Raw genomic sequence first — 19,426 nt, 5'->3', positions numbered from 1 at the left:
CGCTGCTCTACCGCAGCGGTCAGTAGTCGCGCCTGATTTCCACCAGGGCGCTGTCGCGCCCGATCGTGGTCACCGTGCCGAGCAAGGCGAGCCAGCTGGTGATCTGATATTCAAGCTGCGTCGCGCTGTAGCCCTGCCCGTCCGTGATGAGCTCGATGTAGAAGCGGCGTCCCAGATTTTTGCCGAGCGCAACGCCCGTCCCACGGCCGAGTGCCGGGTCGGCGCTGACGATGCGCAGCTGATCGAGCCCGATCGAACGCCTCAGGTCGCCGATCGGATCGAGCCCGCCGCCCCCGCCGCGCAGGGACGCGAGCGCGGCGGCAAGCTGCACCGCATCGGTCGCCGACAGCGAGGTGACCGAGCCGCCGAAAAGGAGCCGCGCGAGGATTTCTTCCTCGGGCAAAGCGGGGGTCGAGGAGAAGGCGATTTCGGGCGACTGCGCGTTGCCAGTGATATCGATGCGGACATCGGTGCCGTTGGCGCTCGTCTCGGCCTCGATGTCGAGGCGTGGGTCGATCGGCTGGTTCGCGTCGAACTCGATGCGCCCCTCGGTCAGCTCGAACCGCGTGCCGGCAAAGGTGTAATCCCCGCGCACCAGCCGTGCCTCGCCGCCGATGCGCGGATCGTCGACCGTGCCGCGCAGCGCGATATCGATGCCCCATTCGCTCTCCAGCCCCATCCCGTCGACCGAGATGCGGCTGGGTGCGCGGGCATCGACGAGGTAGCGCCACGAACCGCCGCCTTCAGCCGCTTGCGTTTGCCTGCCGTCAGCGAGACCGACCTCGCGGGTTGGGATGGTCGGCAGCCGCAGATCTTCCTCGGCCACGCCCAGCGCCCAGCTCGCCCGCTCGACTTCGACGCGTCCGGCAATCGCACCGCCATTGCCGTTGGAGACGATGCGCAGCGGCCCGGTGATGGTCGCATGGAGGCCGTTGGCATTGAGCAGTCTCGCATCGTTGGCCGCGGCGCGGATATCGATCTGCGGCCCGCGGTTTGCCGACATGCCCGACAGATCGACGCTGCCGCTGCCGCTGACCGTGCCCCCGCCCTGCGTGCGCCCGGCGAAACGGGTGAGTTCGAGCCGTGATCCGGCGAACCGCCCGCGCGCTGTAACGTCCGTGATGTCGGTGCCCGAAACGGCGCTCTGCAGACGCAGATCGTCGCTCGAAAGCTCGCCGGTGATGCGCGGATCGGCGAGAGTTCCGGTGGCGCGGGCACTTACGACAAGCGGGCCGGTCAGGTCGAACACTTCGATCGCGGCGAGGCGCCAGAGCGATTGCGCCGGCCCTTCGAAAGCAAGGGTCGCATCGAGGCGTCCGCGCATGATCCGATCGGCCAGCCCGCCCGCCTGCGGCAGGCGCGTGATGCGCGCGTCGAGCCGGCCCAATCGCCGTTCGTCCTCGCGCAGCCGCGCCCCGAGCGACAGCGCGCTCGGGCTCAGATCGGCGACCGCATAGACGTCGATCGGGCGCGAAGACAGGACGAGGCCGGAGCGGGTGAAATCGTCGATCCGCACGCGCGCATTGCCGCGCGGCAGGGCGCCCGGCGACTGGCTGTAACTGATGATCCCCGACAGACGTCCTCCGAGGCCGAGATCGGCGCCCGCGAGGTCGGCGAGGCGCAGCGGCATGCGCGCCAGCTTCGCCTCGATCGCGGTAGCCTCGCCTGCGAACGTCCCTTCGAGCACAGTGAAGCCATTGGCAAAGCCGATCTGCGTCGGCGCCAGGCGATAGCCGCCGCCTTCGAGCGAGGTCAGCACCGCCCGCCGCGGCATGGTGATCGCGCGCCCGCCATATTCGCCCTGCGCGATGAGCGCGATGCGTTCGGGCGTGAAATCGCCGTCGAGCTTCAGCTGGAACCGGTCAGCGCGCCGTCCTGCGATCGAGGCCTGAAGATCGCCGCGGCCATCGACGATCTCGGCCTTGGCATTGAAGGCGGCAATGTTAAGCGCGCCATATTCGAGGCCCGTCCCCTCGATGTCGGCGATGATCCGGCTGCTGCCGCCCCCGAACGAGCCTTCGGCATCGATATCGGCATAGCCGAGCGCGATTTGGGTGTCCCCGCCGAAACGGGCGCCGCGCGCTTGGATGTCGACATCGAAGTTCTGCGCGTCGCCGGAACCGGGCGCGAGCGCAATGGTGCCGTCGAGCCCCCCGCCCGCGAGCCGCAGGTTGCCGCTGATCCCGGCATCGCCCAACGTCAGTCCGCCGGTCACATTGGTGCGGTCGACCGCCAGCCGTTCGATCGCGATTCCGGTCGGTCCCTCCGCCGGCAAAACGAGGCCGAGATCGCCCGCGAACGGCCCGAGCAGCGATCCGCCCGCGACATCGATCGCAAAGCCGTCCGCGCTCGGCGCGATGCCGACCCGGACATCGGTCAGCCCCGCGGCGGGCAGCGGGTCGGCCAGCACCAGCTGCGCGCGCGGCCCCTCGCCCGACAGCTCGGCATCGAAGGTGAAGGGTCCGTATTCGACATGACGCCCGCTCCCCTCCAGCGTCGTCGTGTCGCCGACGATGCGGCTGTCGAGCGCCAGGGTCAGCCGCTCGCTCGACAGATCGACATCGCGCAGCACGATCGGGCTCTCGCCGCCCATCGCCAGCGACCCGTCGAAACGTACCCTTTCCCCGGCGAAGTTAACGATGGTGGCGTTGCGGACATCGCTCACCACGCCCGAAAGGTCGGCGTTCACCTGCCAGGGCGTGCCGCCGCCGAAGGAGGCACGGAGTCTCGAACTGGCGCTGACATTGCCGACATCGGGAATGGCGATGCCGCGCGCTTCGACGGGTCCGGCCAGCGCGTACCTCCCCTGCGCCAGATCGCCGCGCAGGGTCAGCTGCGCGTCGAGGCCGGGAAAGGCGATGCGGGTATTGTCCGCTTCGAGCCGGTCGCCCTGGAGCGTGAGCAGTCCGTCCATGCGGCCATTCGTCAGCCGCGGATCGACGAAATCGTTGCCGGTCACGACGCGCTCAGCCGCGACGTCGATCGGCAGGCGCCAGGTTTCGCCGTCGTAACTCGCGGTGCCCGCCTGGATCAGCCCTTGGACGGTGACCACGCCCGTCTCGAGCGCGGCGACTTGCAGCCGGTGGTCGATCGCAAGGTCGCGGAACGGCCCGTCGATCGTCGCCGTCACCCGCGCATTGCGCAGCCGCAGGCTCTCGCCCAGCAGATCGGGATCGCGCAGATAGGCGCTGACCTCGAACCCGTCGAGCGCGTTCCCCGCCAGATCGGCCACCCCCTCGCCGCGCAGATCGAGCGCCGGGGTGACGGCGGCAAGCTCACCGTCGAAGACGCTTTCCTCAAGCGAGCCGTTCAGCGCCAGCGCCACCTGCTCGCCGAGCGCACGGTCCAGGATCGAGCCATCGCCCGGCGGCGGCGAGAACGTGCCGAGCAGCCCGTAGGTACCGGCATCGTTGGTCAGGCGGAAGCCCGCGACGCGCACCCGCTCCTCGTCCCGGCGGCGGGTGACAAGCGCATGGCCGAGCCAGCGCGTCCAGGTCCCCTCACCCGCGATCCGGGCGCGGTAGGCGGCATCGAGCCCCGCCAGCGCGGCGATCGGGCCGGTTTCGGCGGCCTGTACGTCGAGCTCGAGATCGAACAGGTCGCCATCGGGTTCGGCGTCGAGGAGCAGCGCCACGCGGTCCTGCGAACCGAGCGTTCCCGCAGCATCGACGAAGACGCGCCCGGAGCGGATATCGACCTCGCCGGCGAAGTTCACGCGCTGCGCGCGTTCGCCTGCGACGCCGGGTGCCAGCGTCAGATCCTCGATCGCGAACCTGTCTACCCGGATGTCGAAATTGGGCAGGGTCGGCGCGTCGGGATCGCCGGGCAGTAATTCGGGCAGCCGTTCGAGCCGGCCGCGCCGCGCGGTCAGCTCGCGAATGTCGAGCCCGCTCCACAGCCAGGCGAGCGGGCGCCATTCGAGCACGACTTCGGGCACGGTTAGGAAGGTGCCTTGCGGATCCTTCAACACGACATCGTGCAACACCGCCGAGGAATAGATATCGCCTTCGATTCGTCCGACCTCGAAGCGCAGACCCGAAGCGGGCGAGACCTGCGCGATCTGATCGGCGACGAAGCGCTTGCCGATCGGCGAGGAGAGGAACGCGGCGGCAAGCAGGATCGGCGTCAGCAACGCGACCAGCGTCCAGCCCAGCCGCTTTGCCCAGCGCCGCTTGCGCTTGCGTGGCTCGGCGTCTGCCTGATCTTGGGCCTCGGTGGTGTCGATGTCCTCGTCAGGCGCCGGATCGGTGATGCTCGTATCGGCCATCAGAACGCCTGCCCCAGGCTGACATAGACCACCACGGGCGCATCGAATTCGCCCGGATTGATCGGCACGCCGACATCCACGCGGATCGGGCCAAAGCTGGTCTTGTAGCGCGCACCGATCCCCGCGCCGACGCGGAAGACCTCGAAGTCGGGCCGCGCCTCGCGCGAGATCGTGCCAGCATCTATGAAGGGTACGATTTCGACCGCGCCATCCAGAAGCCCGGTCTGGATGCGGGCCTCGAGCGCCACTTCGACCAGCGAACCGCCGCCCAGCGCTTCGCCGAACTCGTTGCGCGGGCCGATCGCCTGGAAGCCATAACCGCGCACCGATCCCCCGCCGCCCGAATACAGCCGGCGCGAGGGCGCGATCTCGAACGCCTCGGCGCCAAGGATCGTCGCCGCCGCCGCGCGCCCGGCCAGCACCGTCGAACCGACGGACTGATAGTAGCTCGCATCGACCCGAGCGCGCAGATAATAGGATTCCTCGCCCAGCGAACGCGACACTTCGGGCGCCGCAAAGCCGGTCAGGCGGAAACCGGTCGTGGGATCGAGCAGATCGTCGCTCGCATCGATCGTCGCGCTGCCGAACAGCGCGCCGATGAGATATTCCTGCCGCGGCGAAAAGGCATCGCCCGAACCCTGCCGGGTGCGCTCGTCGGTGTAGAGAAGCTCCGCGCCGACCTGCCAGCTCAGCGGTTTCTGGAACAACAGGTTCGACACCCGCTCGAACGCGCCGCGAAGCCCGGCGGTGCGCGCATCGACCGCCTCGGTCTCGATGTCGCTCGCAAAGGCATCGAAGGTCAGCACCTGGTCGCGATCGCGGAAATTGTTGCGGCGGAAGGTGACGCTGGCGAGCTGTTCGCGCGTGCCGAGAATGCCGCGCAGTCGCAGCGCGCCTTCGGGCGGGAAGAGGTTGCGATGCTCCCAGCCCGCCTCGATCTTGAACCCGTCCTCCGTGCCGTAGCCGATTGCGCCCGATATGGTGCGCAAGGGTGCGCGTTCGAGATCGACATCGAGCATGACTTCGCCCGGCTCGCCCTCGCTCGGCGGCGAGACTTCGCGAGGGGCGATGGTGGCGGAGGAGACCAGACCGGTCGCCAGGATCGCGCGGCGCAGGTCCGATTGCAGGCTGGTCTGGTAGGTGTCGCCGGTATCGAAACGCGCAATGCGTTCCAGATGCCGGTCGGAAAGGAAGCGCGGATCGCTGCTGTCGACGCCGGCGAAGGTGTATCGGCCGCCCGGCTCGACCGGCAACGAGAGATCGCCTTCCTCGCGCGTGTGATCGATCAGCAGCGATGGCCCATCGACCTCGGCGAAAGGATAACCGTTCTCGCCGAGCGCGACGCGCAGGTCGACCTCTTCCTCGACGATGCGATCGGCATAAAGCGGATCGCCCGGGCGGATGCCGAAGCTCTCGCGCAAGGTTGCGCGTTCGGTATCGGGCAAGGCGTCGAGCGCGCCCAGATCGATCTCGCCAAAGCGGTAGCGCGTGCCCGGAATGACGTCGAAGCGCACCTGCGGTTCTTCGGCGACGTCGCGCGTCGCCTCCCCTTCCTCATCGGCAAAGCCGCGCCGCCCGCCCGAGAGTTGGCGCACAACGTCGGCGGAATAATAGCCGTAGACGCGCAGCATCTCGTTCAGCAATTCTTCGTCCGAACGCGCCCGCGCGGCGAGTTGTGGGACGGTGTCTTCGTCGGTGTCGAGCGCCTCGATCGCGGAGAGCGCGCGGAAGCGTTCGATGAAATCGGTCTCTTCGGGAAAGCGTTCGTTATCGACCGGAAAAGCGAGGATCAGCTCGTCGCTGACCTCGAATTCCTCGAGCTCCGGCAGATCGACCAGCGTCGGCGCCTCGATCTCGGCGAAGCTCGGCCGGTCGGGATCGGGTTCGAGCCGTTCGGGTTCGGGGATCGCGAAATCCTCGAGCGCCGCGTCGATATCGAACGGACTGACTGCGACCGCAGGTTCGCCGTCCTCGCCGGTGAAAAGCGGCGTCTCCTCGGCGAGCGTCGGGGGCGGAGGAACCGGCTCGCTCGGCGGCGGCGCGGACGTCCCCCGCTCGGCCCAATCCTCGGCATTGTCCACCGCGCCTTGCGGGATCAGCGCATCGAGCGTGTAGGGCTGGCCCGCCGCGTCGGCATCGGGCTCGCGCGCCGGCGGGCGTTCTGGCTGCGCGGGGGGCGGGGTCTCATTTTCCTCAGGGGTTTCGGAGGGTGGACCGGTGGTCGTTTCCTGTGGCGATTGCGCCGATGGGTCCAGCGCGCCCATATCCGACCCCTGACCAAAATCCGCGGCGAGCGCGATGCAGTGGAGGCTGCGGGGCGGCAGGCCGATGCCTTGCGGAGCGAAAATGCGCTCGTTTTCAAACGCGAAAACGCCTTGGCGTGCACTCACCGCCCCTTCGGGTCCAACGGATGCGACTCCCTGCCCGGCGGCTGGCACACCGAAAGCGGACAGTCCGGCCATCAGGGCCAGTTTCAGCCGGAAAGTTCTCAAATATCAATCAGCTTGCAGGAAATTTGACGGGCTGGCCGTCCTTACCCCTAGCGCCTTCGAATTGACCAGCCTTTTTGTCGCGCGGTGCCGTAGCCGCGGCGATTAGACGCGATTGCTCTTCCTCATTCATCCGTTCCCAGCCATCGCGGGTCAGGCGTTCGAGCGGGCGATAGCGCACCTTGTACTGCATCCGCGGCGAGCCATCGACCCAGTAGCCGAGATAGACATAGGGCAGCGACGCCTGGCCTGCGCGCTGGATATGGTCGAGGATGATGAAATTGCCGAGACCGGCGCGGCCCGCGTGATCGGGATCGTAGAAGGAATAGATCATGGACAGCCCGTCGCCCTGCCGATCGGTCAGGCAGGCGCCGACCAGCCGCCCCGGCTCGCCATCGGCGGTCGGCTCGCGATATTCGACCAGCGTGCTGGTGACCGGCGTATGCTCGACCATGTCGGCATAATCGAGCTCGTCCATCGCCGACATGCCGCCATCGGGATGGCGCACCGAGAGATATTTGGTGAGCAGCTCGAACTGTTCGTCGGTCGCCCAGGGGCGGCATTCGGTGACGATGAGATCGCGGTTGCGTTTGATGTCGCGCTTCTGCGTGGTCGAGGGGCGGAATTCGTCCGCCACCACGCGCACCGAGACGCATGCCTGACAGCCGAGGCAACTGGGGCGATAGGCGACCGTCTGGCTGCGGCGGAAACCGATCCGGCCCAGTGCCTCGTTCAGCTGATCCGAATGCGCGCCCTTGAGCTCCGTGAACACTTTGCGTTCGCTGCGCCCGGGAAGATACGGGCACGGCGCGGGGCTGGTCACGAAGAAGCGGGGGAAGCGGATTGGGGCCGTCACGGGTCTGACTTCACGTCCTTCGAAGGAGCGGCGCGGCGGCCGCCTTGGGCGAATGCCGGCACCACGAATGCTGGCTGGCGAATGCCCCGCCCGGCATGCGTCCATAAGGCGCGTCGGGGAATCGGGGGGGCGTGTATTAAGACAATCTTATGCCTTTTTGGGCTGCGGTGTAAAAGACCCTTAACCATAAAACAGGGTGAATGGGGCGTTACTTTGCACAAGCGCCGCGGGGAATTGGCATCGGATCGGCGGCATGCCTTCACACATCGCGCGGCGATGGTCCGAATGTGAGACAGGCAAGCGCGCGGCGGAACTGACGAGCGGCTAACGCGACGCGCGAATCAGTTCAGCTCGACCACCTGGACCTGGTATTTGGCTTCGCGCAAGGCGGCGACCAGCTTCTCGACCTGCTCGGCATCGCGCGCTTCGCATTCGATATCGGTGATGAGACCCTTTGCCGGCAGCGTCGTGAAGATGCGCTGGTGGTAGATCTCGATGATGTTGACGTTGTGCGCATCGAACAGTCGCATCACCTTGAACAGCGCGCCCGGCCGATCCTGCAGAGTGACGCGCAGCCGCGCGAGCCGCCCCTGGCGCGCGAGATCGCGCAGCAGCACATTTGCGAGCAGGCGCGTGTCGATATTGCCGCCGCACAAGACGAGGCCGACCGACTTGCCGGCGAACCGCTCGGGATTGTCGAGCACCGCGGCAAGCCCCGCCGCGCCCGCGCCTTCGACCACGGTCTTCTCGATCTGGAGCAGCAGCGAAACCGCCTTTTCCAGCGCCGGTTCGCCGACCAGCAGGATGTCGTCCACCCGCTCGGCGATGACCTGGCTGGTGAAGTCGCCCGGCTGCTTGACCGCTATTCCCTCGGCGAGCGTATCGCCGCCGCACGTCCGCTCCTCGCCCTTGAACCGCGCGAACATGCTGGGAAACAGACCCGCCTGCACGCCGACCACTTCCGTTTCGGGATTGAGCGCACGGGCGACCGTCGCCATGCCCGAAATCAGCCCGCCCCCGCCGATCGGGGTGACGATGCAGTCGAAGTCCGACTTCTCCTCGAACATTTCGAGCGCGACCGTGCCGGCGCCTGCCGCCACATTCGGATCGTCGAAGGGGTGGACGAAGGTCAACCCGCGCTCGGCTTCGAGCTCGCGCGCATGGGCGTAGGCTTCGTCGAATGTCTCGCCGTGGAGGACAACATTGCCGCCCACGCTCTCGGTCTGCATCACCTTCACCGTCGGCGTCGTCTTGGGCATGACGATCGAGACCGGAACGCCGAGGCGGGTGCCGTGATAGGAAAGCCCTTGCGAATGGTTGCCCGCCGAGGCGGCAATCACCCCGCGACTGCGCCGCTCCTCGCTCAGCAGCAGCAGGGCGTTGAGTGCGCCGCGCTCCTTATAGGCGGCGGTGAATTGCAGGTTCTCGAATTTGAGCCAGACATCGGCGCCGGTTATCTGCGACAGGGTGATCGAGTGCATCAGCGGCGTGCGCACCACCGCGCCCTCGATCCGCGCGGCCGCCGCACGCACATCGTCGAGCGTAAGGTCGGCGGGGGTGGCGGAGGGCTTCAACTGTGTCTCTGGCGCGTTCATGGCGCCGCCCGCCCTAGGCGCTGCGCTGGGGGAGGGCAAACCGCTTTTCGCTGGCAATCGCAGCAGATCGCTCTAACCCGGCCGGTATGAAACAGGGTCGCAGCATCGCTTTCATCGGGCTCGGCGTCATGGGCGGACCGATGAGCGCGCACCTCGCGCGCGCCGGACACCGGGTCACCGCCTATAACCGCTCGCCCGAACGTGCCCGCCAGCGGGCGGAGGAATATAAGGCGCAAGGTCTGGACATCGCCTTTGCGGAAAGTCCCGCCGCAGCCGCGCGCGGCGCCGATATTGTCATGACCTGCGTGGGCGAAGACGCGGATCTCGCGCAAGTGACGATTGGACCGGGCGGCGTGCTGGAGGCGATGGAGCCGGGCGCGCTGCTGATCGACCACACCACCGCCAGCGCCGCCATGGCGCGCAAGCTGGGCGAGTCTTGCGCGGACGCGCAGATCGACTTCGTCGACGCGCCCGTAAGCGGCGGGCAGGCGGGCGCCGAGGCCGGGCAGCTCGCAATCATGTGCGGCGGCGGCGAGGACGCGATGGCCCGCGCGCATCCCGCGATGCAGCCCTATGCCAAGGCGATCACCCATGTCGGCCCGGTTGGCGCCGGCCAAACCGCGAAGATGGCGAACCAGATGTGCATCGCCGGTATCCTGGGCGGCCTCGCCGAAGCGATCCGGTTGGCCGAAGGCGCGGGGCTCGATCTCGAACGCACTTACGAAGCGATTTCGGGCGGCGCTGCGCAAAGCTGGCAGATGGACAATCGCTGGGAGACGATGGCCCAGGGCAAGTTCGATTTCGGCTTCGCGATCGACTGGATGCGCAAGGACTTGTCCTATGCGCTGGACGAAGCGCGCCGGCTGGGGCTCGCCTCCCCGATCACCGCGCTGGTCGATCAATTCTATGCCGAGGTCCAGGCCGCCGGGGGCAATCGCCTCGACACTAGCGCACTCATCACCCGCCTTCCCCGACCCAGCGAATGACGAAGAACCCCATGATCCGACCATCTCTGGCCGCGCTGGCCATGTCTTGCGCCGCATGTTTCGCCGCGCCCGCCCTCGCCGATACGCTGGTCTACGATGTCGATGGCATCACCATCGACGAAGCGGGCGAGGTCAAGCGGTTCACCGCACTGGTCTATGACGACGATGGCGTCATCACCCAGACGCTCGAGCGCGGGGAAGATCGGCCCGAGGACATCGAATTCGCGATGGACGGCAAGGGGCAGATCATGCTGCCGGGCATGATCGATGCGCATGTCCACGTGATGGATATCGGCTTTGCCGCGCTGACGCTCGATCTCTCTGACACGGACAGCCTCTCAGAAGCGCTCGACAAAATTGCGCGCTTCGCCGCGGACAATCCCGGGCGGCCCTGGATCCTCGGGCGCGGCTGGAATCAGGAGAAGTGGGGCCTTGGCCGCTTCCCGACCGCCGCGGAGCTCGACGCCATCGTGCCCGATCGCCCGGTCTGGCTGGAACGGGCGGACAATCATGCGCATTGGGCGAACAGCCTTGCCATGCAGCAGGCGGGGATCGGCGCCGACACGTCCGACCCCGAAGGCGGGCGGATCGTTCGCGATGCGCAGGGTAATCCGTCAGGCATCTTCGTCGACCGGGCGAGCGCGCTGGTCGGCGAATTCGTGCCCGCCCCGCGCCCCGAGGACCGCGACGCCGCCTTCGCCATGGCGCAGCAGCGGCTGCTCGCAAACGGCGTCACCGCGGTAGCCGATATGGGCACGCCGCTCATCGACTGGATGACCTTCCGCCGCGCGGGCGACGAGGGGCGCCTGCGCATCCGCATCATGGCCTATGCCAGCTCGCCCGAGGCGATGGAACTGATCGGCGGGACGGGGCCCACGCCCTGGCTTTACGAAGACCGGCTGCGGCTGAACGGGATCAAGCTCTTCGTCGACGGCGCGCTCGGATCGCGCGGGGCGACGCTCAAGGAACCTTACGAGGACGAGCCTACGACGCGCGGCATCCCCCTCATCACCCAGACGCAACTGCGCAACCGGATGAGCCGCGCCGCATTGGACGGCTTCCAGACCGCGATCCACGCCATCGGCGATGCCGCCAATGCCGATGTGCTGGACGCAATCGACGAGCTGGCGTCAGCCTATGAGGGCGATCGCCGCTGGCGCATCGAACATGCGCAGATCGTCGATCCGGCGGACCTTGCACGGTTCGGTCGGCACGGCACGATCGCCTCGATGCAGCCGCTGCACCAGACGAGCGACATGTTCATGGCCGAGGCGCGGGTGGGCGAGGATCGGCTGGGCGGCGCCTATGCCTGGCGCAGCATCCTGGAAAATGGCGGTCGGCTGGCCTTTGGATCGGACGCGCCGGTCGAACCCGCCGATCCCTTCGCCGGTATCGCCGTCGCCATCAGCCGCACCGACGCCGAGGGCAGGCCGTTCGGCGGCTGGCGCGCGCGCGAGGCGGTGAGCCGCGAACAAGCGCTCGCCGGGTTCACCGCCGATGCCGCCTATGCGGGCTTCGCCGAGGGGCGCTTCGGACGACTGATCCCCGGTGAACGCGCCGACTTCCTCTTCGTCGACCGCGACCCGCTGCTCGCCGCCCCGAGCGACATTCGCGAAACCCGCGTGCGCGAAGTGTGGCTGGCGGGCAAGCGCGTTTTCGTGCGCGGCCAGCAAGCGGAACCGGTCGCCGACTGACGGGCGGATGCGGCCGTTTTGGAGGGACGGCTGGCGGGCGTCCGAAGACGAACGCGCACCTATGTAGTGCTACCTATCCGATTAATTTCATTCGATCTTCTCATAAGATGGTCATTCGGAGCGGCGAAAAGTCTCATCCCGCCGTCCACAGGAGATCGTCCGATGAAATTGCCTTCTCTCGCCCTCGCCAGTGCCGCCCTCGCGCTTGCCGCCTCTCCCGTCCTCGCCGGGCCCACGTTCGAACGCGCTACGGCGCCGCTTATGGGCGACGAAAGCGAAGCGGTGGGCGCACCAATCCTACTGCTCGCCGCACTCGGTGCCGCCGTGGTCGCCGGCGCCGTGGTGGTCGCAAGCGGCGATGACGACGATAATCCGGTAAGCCCGTAACGGGTCGCACCCTGCGGCAGAAGCGACCCTGGCGCCTTTTCCGCCGGGATCGCTTCTGCCGACAGGATTTTTTACGGCGCGGGCTCTTCCGTAGTCACCGCGCGGCGCGCGCTCAGTCGGCGCCCAATCCGTCCGATCGCCGGGCGCCGGCTTCGCCAGCCGATCCCTGTGCCGCATCGCTTGTCGCTTCGACATTTGCGCCGCTGCCCTCGCCCGGCCCGGCGACGTCCTGCTCGCCCTCCGCCGATTTCGCGCCTTTGCGTCGCATCGTGCGTTCCTGCACCAGCATCAGCAGGAGCGAGGCTTCGAACAGCACCAATAAAGGCACCGCGAGGATCAGCTGGCTGCCGGGATCGGGCGGCGTCACCACCGCGGCCAGCGCGACCACGCCCACGATCACGTAGCGCCGCGCCCCCGCAAGCTGCGCGCGGGTGACGATGCCCGCGCGGTGCAGCAGCATGAGCAGGACCGGCAGGAGAAAGGTCAGCCCGAAGGCGAGAATGAACTGCATGACAAGGCTGAGATAGTCGCCCGCACTCGGCAGCGCCTCGATCTCCAGCCCGCCCACGCCCCCGCCAAAGCCGAGGAACCAGCGAAATGCCGTCGGCATGACGACGTAATAGGCAAGCGCCGCCCCGCCGATGAACAGGACGGGCGTGGCGAGGAGGAACGGAAGGAACGCCCTCTTCTCGTTCGCATAGAGTCCCGGCGCAATGAAGGCCCAAAGCTGGTTGGCGATGATCGGAAAGCTGACCATGAAGCCGGCGAACAGGGCGACCTTCAATTCGACGAAGAAGATTTCGGGCAGCTTGGTGAAAATGAGCTGGCCCTCGCCCGCGGGAAAGGCGTCTTTCAGCGGCTGGACGAGAAAGCCCAGGATCGGGTCGGCAAAGGCGAAACAGATCGCAAATCCGATCAGCAGCGCGAAGACCGAGCGCACCAGCCGGCTGCGCAATTCGATCAGATGATCGAGCAGCGGAGCGCGGGTCTCGTCGATATCCTTGATTGCGAAGGCCATGTCGGATCAGGGTGCTTGCTTGCGGGGCGCTTGCTTGCGGGGCAGGTCGTCGCCACCGGCTTCGCGCGTGTCGGGCGCCCCGGGGGCGGGGCGCGGCTGGACGTTGCCCACTTCCTCGCCGAGCGCGGCGGTTGCAACGGGCTTGGCGGCGACGCTTTTGGGCTTGGCGATATCTCCGCGCGCTCCGGCGGCGCTTTCGGGCGCACTTTCGGCCTCGGGCGCGCCGCGATCAACCGGCGGCGGCCCGGTCATCACCGGTTCGCCCTTCTCCGCTTCGCTGGCGGCTGAGGATTTGCGCATGATCGCCTCGTTCTGCGCCTTCCATTTCTTTTCCATGTCCTCGAGCTCCGCCTCGCGCACCATCGCATCGATGCCGGTGCGGAAATGGGCGGAGACCTTGCGCACCTGGCCGATCCAGCGTCCGGCCGTGCGCATCGCCATCGGCATGTCCTTGGGTCCGATGACGAGGACCGCGACGATGACGATCACCAGGAGTTCGGCAGCGCCTATGTCGAACATGTCAGAACCTTATGCCCGGCGCGCGCCAGCATGGGTGGGCGGGAACGGGTCAGCGCTTCGTGTCGCCGCTTTCGCTGGGCGCCTTTTGAGCGGGAGCGCCAGAGGAAACGGATGCGCGCGAGGTTTCGGTGGCGGGCGGCTCGATCTGCGCGTTGGGCTTGGACGCGCTCGAGGTGGCGCTCGCTTCGTCTTCGGTCATGCCCTTTTTGAAGCTCGAAATGCCGCGGCCGAAATCGCCCATCATCTCGGAAATGCGCCCGCGTCCGAACAGGACAAGGATGACGATTGCGAGGATCAGGATCTGCCAAACGCCGATATTCATGGCCAGTCTCTCATTTTGCCCGGTTCGGGGTGGTCACGCAGCCGCTAATATAGGGATGATCGCGCCTGAGCGCCAGCATTCGGTCAATCCGCGGCCTCGTCGACCTCGGTCCGCATGGCGCCGACCTCCGGTTCCTCGTCCGCATCGCTGTCCTCGCTGCCGGTGCCCATCGCCTCATCGAAGGCCTCGTCCACCGGATCGAGCAGCCCCGCGGCGCGCAATTCGTCGATGCCGGGCAGGTCGCGCCGCGAGGCGAGGCCGAAATGATCGAGAAATTCGGGCGTCGTCGCGTAGATGACCGGGCGGCCGGGCACTTCGCGCCTGCCGGCGAGCCTGATCCAGCCCGCCTCCATCAATACGTCGAGTGTGCCCGAACTGGTCTGCACGCCGCGGATCGATTCGATTTCGGCGCGGCTGACCGGCTCGTGATAGGCGATGATCGCGAGCACTTCGGTCGCGGCGCGGCTGAGGCGGCGGACCTGCTCCTTTTCGCGGCGCAGCAGATGCGCCATGTCGGGCGCGGTCTCGAAATGCCAGCGCCCGCCGCGCTGGACGAGCTCGACACCGCGCCCCTGGTAATGGCTCTGCAGCGTCTCGAGGCCGGCGCGCATATCCGCCTTATCGAGGTCGCCGAGATGAGACGCCAGCTGCTCGGCGCTCATGGGCTCTTCGGCCGCGAACAGCGTCGCCTCGAGACTGCGCTCGATTGCACCGGGCAATTCGTCATTGTCGTTCGTCACGCCCCGGCCCCCTGCTTCACCCGGCGGATGCGCAGCGGCGCAAAGGCGCCGTCCTGCGCGATCTCCGCCCGCCCCAGTCGCGCCAGTTCGAGCGCCGCGACGAAGCTCGAGGCGAGCGCCGATTTGCGCAGGGGCGCCTCGGCATGGGGCGGCAGGAAGTCGCGGATATCCATCCAGTCGAGCGTCAGGCCGAGCATGGCGGAAACCCGCTCGAGCGCGCTGTCGAGCGTCATTACAGGTCGGTCCGACACGTGATAGATGCGCGGCGCGGTGCGCGCCTTGACCTGGCCGTATGCCTGGATGAGCGCATGCGTGTTGCAGGTCCACACCCGGCGGCGATCGGTGCGTAGCCCCTCGGGGTTTCCGCGCAGGAACACATCGCGCCCGATCCGGTCGCGCGCCATCAGCCGCGCCGCCGCCTCGCGCATCGCGCCCAGCCGCTGCAACCGCAATTGCAGACGCAGGGCGAGCTCTTCGGGGCTGGGATCTTCCTGCTCCTCCTTCGGCAGCAGAAGCGCCGATTTGAGGTAGGCAAGCCAGGCGGCCATGACGAGATAGTCCGCCGCCAGCTCCAGCCGGACATTCTGCGCCTCTTCGATATGCGCGAGGTACTGATCGACCAGCGCAAGGATCGAGATTTGGCGCAGATCCACTTTCTGCCGGCGCGCGAGGTCGAGCAGCAGGTCGAGCGGACCTTCCCAGCCATCGAGCTCGAGATAGAGCGCGTCCTCGCCTCGGGCAGCCCCCCGGCGCACCGGACTGGCGCGCCATTTGTCGTCGGCCTCGGCACGGATTTCGGCTTCGGTTGCGAACGGATCGGCAGTGCCGCCTGTCAGCATGAAGCCTTCCGCCTCCGCCATGACTATGCCGCCGCCCCGGTCAGCGCGAGCAATTCGTCGCGCTTGGCCCGCAATTCGCGCGCTTCGTCATAGGTGCCGTCGCCCACGCGCGTATTCTCGAGCGCCCGCTCAAGCCGCTGCGCCGCGCCGTCCGAGATCGCGGGCAGTTTCTCGCAAATGCCGACCATGTCGTCCATCTTCGCCCAGCAATTGAGCACGATATCGCAGCCCGCCCGGTGGGCGCGCAGGGCGCGTTCGGGAATGGTGTCGGTCAGCGCTTCCATATCGATGTCGTCGGTCAGCAGTAGCCCTTCGAATCCAATCGTCCCGCGAATGACATCGCGGATGATGGTTGGGGAGAGCGTGGCGGGCCATTCCTCGTCCCAGACCGGGAATTTGAGGTGGCCGGTCATGCCGATCAGCGCGTGGTTGAGCGAGCGGAACGGCGCCAGGTCGCGTTCCAGCTCTTCCTCGCTCGCCTCGACCGTGGGCATTTCGCGGTGGGTGTCGACCATGGTGCGGCCATGGCCGGGCATGTGCTTGATGCAGCCGGTGACCCCGCCCGCCGCCAGCCCGTCCAGGATAGCGCAGCCCAATGCCGCGACCTGCATCGGATCGCTGCCAAGCGCGCGGTCGCCGATGACGTCATGCGCGCCCGGTTCGCGCAGGTCGAGCGGCGGGTGATAGGTCACCGGGATGCCCATCGCCGCCAGTTCGAGCGCCATCGCTGTTGCATTGGCGCGTGCCGCTTCGATCGCACTGGCCGGGGCAATATCGTAGAGCTTGTCGAACGCCTCGCCCTTGGGATAATCGGCCCAGTGCGGCGGGCGCAGCCGCGCGACGCGTCCGCCCTCCTGATCCATCGAGATGAGCAAATGCTCGCGCCCGTGCAGCGCGCGCATTTCGTCGGTCAGGGCGCGCAATTGCTCGGGGTTTTCGCAATTGCGCCCGAACAGGATGTAGCCCGCGGGATCGGCCTCACGGAAGAAAGCGCGCTCATCCGCGGTAAGCTTGGGGCCAGAACAGCCGAAAATTGCCGGTATCATCGGGCAAATCTTGCAGCAGCCGCGCGCTCTGGCAAGCGCGGCGCGCGGGGCGGTGTCGCATTTTCGGGGAGAACGCCGGGGCAAGCGCGCCGAAACCGAGCCCGCCTCGCGTGCGCCAGGCGCTTAGCTCAGCCTTTGACCTGGCAGTCCAGACCGTCGGCCCGCAAGGCTTCGCACAGGCTGTCGGCGGCGGCGCGGTCGGATGCTGGCACCTGGAGGCGGTAGACGGTGCCGATATCGACGACGCCGCGCTCGATCCGGTAATTGCGCCCGCTCAGCACCTCGGTGCGCTGGGTGAGATCGCGCCAGCCCTGTTCGGCCCGCGCGCGCGAAGCATAGGCGGCGAGCTGGACGGCGACACCGCTGGAGGTTGCCGGCTGCTCGTTCGGCTGCTGCGCCGGTTCGTCGGCGGGTTGCAGCTTGACGAGTTTTGCCTCGGCGGCCCCGTCCCCCTCTTCGGTCGCCATCACGCCATCGGGGGTGCCCCCTTCACCCACGACCGGAGCGACATTGCCGGTGCCGGCAAATTCCTTGCCGCCGGGGTCTTCGGGGCGCTCCTTGATCGGGCCGGCGGGCGCCTCGATGACGCTGCCATCGGCGACCACGTCGCCATCGCCCGAACGCGATCCGAAATACCAGACCGAGCCGACCGCGGCGGCGAGGATGACCAGCAGGATCGCGGCGAAGCCGACCACTTGCGCCCTGTCTAGCGTGCCGGCGGCGGCGTCTTCCTCTCCCGGTTCGAGCCAGGGCAGGCTGTCGTCGCCGCTGAGATCGAGTTCGTCCGTCGCAGCGTGGTCAGCGGCCGCACCGCCATCCATATTCGTGTCCTGATCGGCTGGACTTGTCACCCGTTCACCCTGCCCGCTCACTTACATACTCTCGACCGCGTCCACGCCAAGGACGCCGAGCCCATTGCGCAGCACTTGCCCGATGGCGTCCGCGAGGAAAAGCCGCGCGGCGGATAAAGCGGCATCCTGTTTCACAATGAAGCGCTTTTCAGGCGACGTATTGCCGAGCGAATAGAACGCGTTGAGATCGGTGGCGAGGTCGTAGAGATAAAAGGCGATCCGATGCGGCTCGCGCGCCTTCGCGGCGGCTTCGATTTCGCGCGGGAATTGCGCGGCGCGGGCGATCAGGGCGCGTTCCTCATCGCCCAACAGGTGGAGCGCGTCGGCGGACGGCTCGATCCCCTCTTCCGCCTTCGCCTTGCGCTGGGTCGAGCGGATCCGGGCATGGGCGTATTGCACGTACCAGACCGGATTGTCTTTCGAGGCTTCGACCACTTTTGCGAAGTCGAACTCCATCTGCGCCTCGGGCTTGCGGGTCAGCATGGTGAAGCGCACCACATCCTTGCCGACCTCGTCCACCATATCGGCGATGGTGATGAAATTGCCCGAGCGTTTGGACATCTTCACCGGTTCGCCCCCGCGCATCAGCTGGACCATCTGGACCAGCTTGACGTCGAAGGGGATGGGCGCGCCCTGTCCTTTGGAGAGAGCGGCGACCGCGGCCTTGATCCGCTTGACCGTCCCGGCATGATCCGCGCCCCAGATGTCGATGAGCTCGTCCGCCTCGGCCGCCTTCTGCATGTGATAGGCGAGATCGGCGCCGAAATAGGTCCATGAGCCGTCGGACTTTCGGATCGGGCGATCCTGATCATCGCCGAACTTGGTCGAGCGGAACAGCGGCAGCTCCACCGGCTCCCAATCCTCGGGCGGCGCCTTGCCCTTGGGCGCTTCGAGCACGCCATCATAGACGAGATCGTGCGCGCGCAGCCACTTTTCCGCCTCTTTCGGCTTTCCCGCGGCGTGCAGCGCGGCTTCGGAGGCGAAGACGTCGTGATGGATGCCGAGCAGCGCGAGGTCGGAACGGATGAGCTCCATCATCTGTTTCACCGCTTCGGCGCGGAAATAGGGCAGCCATTCGGCCTCGGGCGCGTCTTTATACCTGTCGCCGACTTCACGCGCGAGATATTCGCCGATCGGCTTCAGATAGTCGCCGGGATAATATCCTTCCGAGATGGCGCCGATATCCTCGCCCAGCGCCTCGCGATATCTGAGGTGGGCCGAGCGCGCGAGCGTATCGACCTGGCTGCCGGCATCGTTGATGTAATATTCGCGCGTGACCGCGTGGCCGGCATATTCGAGCAGGCTGGAAAGCGCATCGCCGACCACGGCGCCGCGGCAATGGCCCATATGCATCGGGCCGGTCGGATTGGCGGAGACATACTCGACATTGACGCGGGTCCCCTCGCCCATGTCCGAGCGGCCATAGGCTTCGCCGAGCTGAGCGATGGCCTGCAATTCGGACAGCCAGACCCCTGGGTCGAGCCGCAGATTGATGAAGCCCGGCCCGGCGATTTCAGCGCCGACAATGCGCGAATCCGCCTCGAGTTTTGCAGCGATTTTCTCGGCCAGGGCGCGCGGATTGGTCTTGACGGGTTTGGCAAGGACCATCGCGGCATTGGTCGCGAGATCGCCATGCGCTGGGTCGCGCGGCGGTTCGAGCGTCACATTGGCGAAAGAGGTATCTTCGGGCAGCGTGCCATCCGCCGCAAGCGCGGCCAGCGCATTGTGAATGGTGTCGCCGAACGCGGCGTAGAGGGTTCTGTGATTCATACGATATCAGTGCGCCCCCGCGCAGGCGGGGTCCTCCTTGAGACAGG

General features: G+C 67.2%; 15 protein-coding genes. 3 read left to right on the top strand and 12 right to left on the bottom strand.

Annotated features, from left to right (window positions below; genetic code table 11):
* Positions 1 to 19: 19 nt before the first annotated feature.
* The 4 genes from V2I30_RS04005 to V2I30_RS03990 form a co-directional block, all read right to left on the bottom strand.
* A complete protein-coding gene (locus V2I30_RS04005) occupies positions 20 to 4,267 on the bottom strand; it encodes a translocation/assembly module TamB domain-containing protein (RefSeq protein WP_330660785.1) in 4,248 nt (1,415 codons plus the stop codon).
* Entirely contained in the window at positions 4,267 to 6,657 is a 2,391-nt protein-coding gene (locus tag V2I30_RS04000; RefSeq protein ID WP_330660784.1) for an autotransporter assembly complex protein TamA, read from the bottom strand. Before V2I30_RS04000 ends, V2I30_RS04005 begins: the two co-directional genes overlap by 1 nt.
* Before the next feature lie 109 nt (positions 6,658 to 6,766).
* Positions 6,767 to 7,612: an arginyltransferase gene (locus V2I30_RS03995; protein WP_330660783.1), complete on the bottom strand. Its 846-nt coding sequence runs from the start codon at positions 7,610 to 7,612 to the stop codon at positions 6,767 to 6,769.
* Between the two features lie 341 nt (positions 7,613 to 7,953).
* Positions 7,954 to 9,207 carry a threonine ammonia-lyase gene (locus tag V2I30_RS03990; RefSeq protein WP_330660782.1) on the bottom strand — a complete coding sequence of 418 codons (1,254 nt, stop codon included), beginning with the start codon at positions 9,205 to 9,207 and terminating at the stop codon, positions 7,954 to 7,956.
* An 86-nt stretch (positions 9,208 to 9,293) separates the two neighbouring features.
* Here V2I30_RS03990 and V2I30_RS03985 point away from each other — a divergent pair, with 86 nt between their 5' ends.
* The 3 genes from V2I30_RS03985 to V2I30_RS03975 all read left to right on the top strand — a co-directional run bounded on the left by V2I30_RS03985 (position 9,294) and on the right by V2I30_RS03975 (position 12,274).
* Positions 9,294 to 10,193: an NAD(P)-dependent oxidoreductase gene (locus tag V2I30_RS03985; RefSeq protein WP_330660781.1), complete on the top strand. Its 900-nt coding sequence runs from the start codon at positions 9,294 to 9,296 to the stop codon at positions 10,191 to 10,193.
* 11 nt (positions 10,194 to 10,204) lie between these two features.
* Positions 10,205 to 11,887 (top strand): amidohydrolase, encoded by a 1,683-nt coding sequence (locus V2I30_RS03980; RefSeq protein WP_330660780.1) that lies wholly within the window; start codon positions 10,205 to 10,207, stop codon positions 11,885 to 11,887.
* 162 nt (positions 11,888 to 12,049) lie between these two features.
* The gene (locus tag V2I30_RS03975; protein ID WP_330660779.1) at positions 12,050 to 12,274 is read left to right on the top strand and encodes a hypothetical protein; all 225 of its coding nucleotides are present in this window, start codon (positions 12,050 to 12,052) and stop codon (positions 12,272 to 12,274) included.
* A 112-nt stretch (positions 12,275 to 12,386) separates the two neighbouring features.
* Here the strand turns inward: V2I30_RS03975 and tatC are convergent, their stop codons facing one another.
* The 8 genes from tatC to argS form a co-directional block, all read right to left on the bottom strand.
* Positions 12,387 to 13,292 (bottom strand): twin-arginine translocase subunit TatC, encoded by a 906-nt coding sequence (tatC, locus tag V2I30_RS03970; protein ID WP_330660778.1) that lies wholly within the window; start codon positions 13,290 to 13,292, stop codon positions 12,387 to 12,389.
* A 6-nt stretch (positions 13,293 to 13,298) separates the two neighbouring features.
* Positions 13,299 to 13,811 carry a Sec-independent protein translocase protein TatB gene (gene tatB, locus V2I30_RS03965; protein WP_330660777.1) on the bottom strand — a complete coding sequence of 171 codons (513 nt, stop codon included), beginning with the start codon at positions 13,809 to 13,811 and terminating at the stop codon, positions 13,299 to 13,301.
* 49 nt (positions 13,812 to 13,860) lie between these two features.
* Positions 13,861 to 14,133 (bottom strand): twin-arginine translocase TatA/TatE family subunit, encoded by a 273-nt coding sequence (tatA, locus tag V2I30_RS03960; protein ID WP_330660776.1) that lies wholly within the window; start codon positions 14,131 to 14,133, stop codon positions 13,861 to 13,863.
* A gap of 83 nt (positions 14,134 to 14,216) precedes the next feature.
* Entirely contained in the window at positions 14,217 to 14,795 is a 579-nt protein-coding gene (gene scpB, locus V2I30_RS03955) for an SMC-Scp complex subunit ScpB (RefSeq protein WP_442896900.1), read from the bottom strand.
* 74 nt (positions 14,796 to 14,869) lie between these two features.
* Positions 14,870 to 15,712 (bottom strand): segregation and condensation protein A, encoded by an 843-nt coding sequence (locus V2I30_RS03950; protein ID WP_442896899.1) that lies wholly within the window; start codon positions 15,710 to 15,712, stop codon positions 14,870 to 14,872.
* A gap of 23 nt (positions 15,713 to 15,735) precedes the next feature.
* Positions 15,736 to 16,758 (bottom strand): beta-N-acetylhexosaminidase, encoded by a 1,023-nt coding sequence (gene nagZ / locus V2I30_RS03945; protein ID WP_330660773.1) that lies wholly within the window; start codon positions 16,756 to 16,758, stop codon positions 15,736 to 15,738.
* 128 nt (positions 16,759 to 16,886) lie between these two features.
* Positions 16,887 to 17,609 carry an SPOR domain-containing protein gene (locus tag V2I30_RS03940; protein WP_330660772.1) on the bottom strand — a complete coding sequence of 241 codons (723 nt, stop codon included), beginning with the start codon at positions 17,607 to 17,609 and terminating at the stop codon, positions 16,887 to 16,889.
* A 21-nt stretch (positions 17,610 to 17,630) separates the two neighbouring features.
* Positions 17,631 to 19,379: an arginine--tRNA ligase gene (gene argS / locus V2I30_RS03935; protein ID WP_330660770.1), complete on the bottom strand. Its 1,749-nt coding sequence runs from the start codon at positions 19,377 to 19,379 to the stop codon at positions 17,631 to 17,633.
* Positions 19,380 to 19,426: the final 47 nt, after the last annotated feature.

This window comes from Erythrobacter sp. (assembly GCF_036351135.1).
GTDB lineage: Bacteria > Pseudomonadota > Alphaproteobacteria > Sphingomonadales > Sphingomonadaceae > Erythrobacter.
This window is presented reverse-complemented; position numbering and strand designations above follow the sequence as displayed.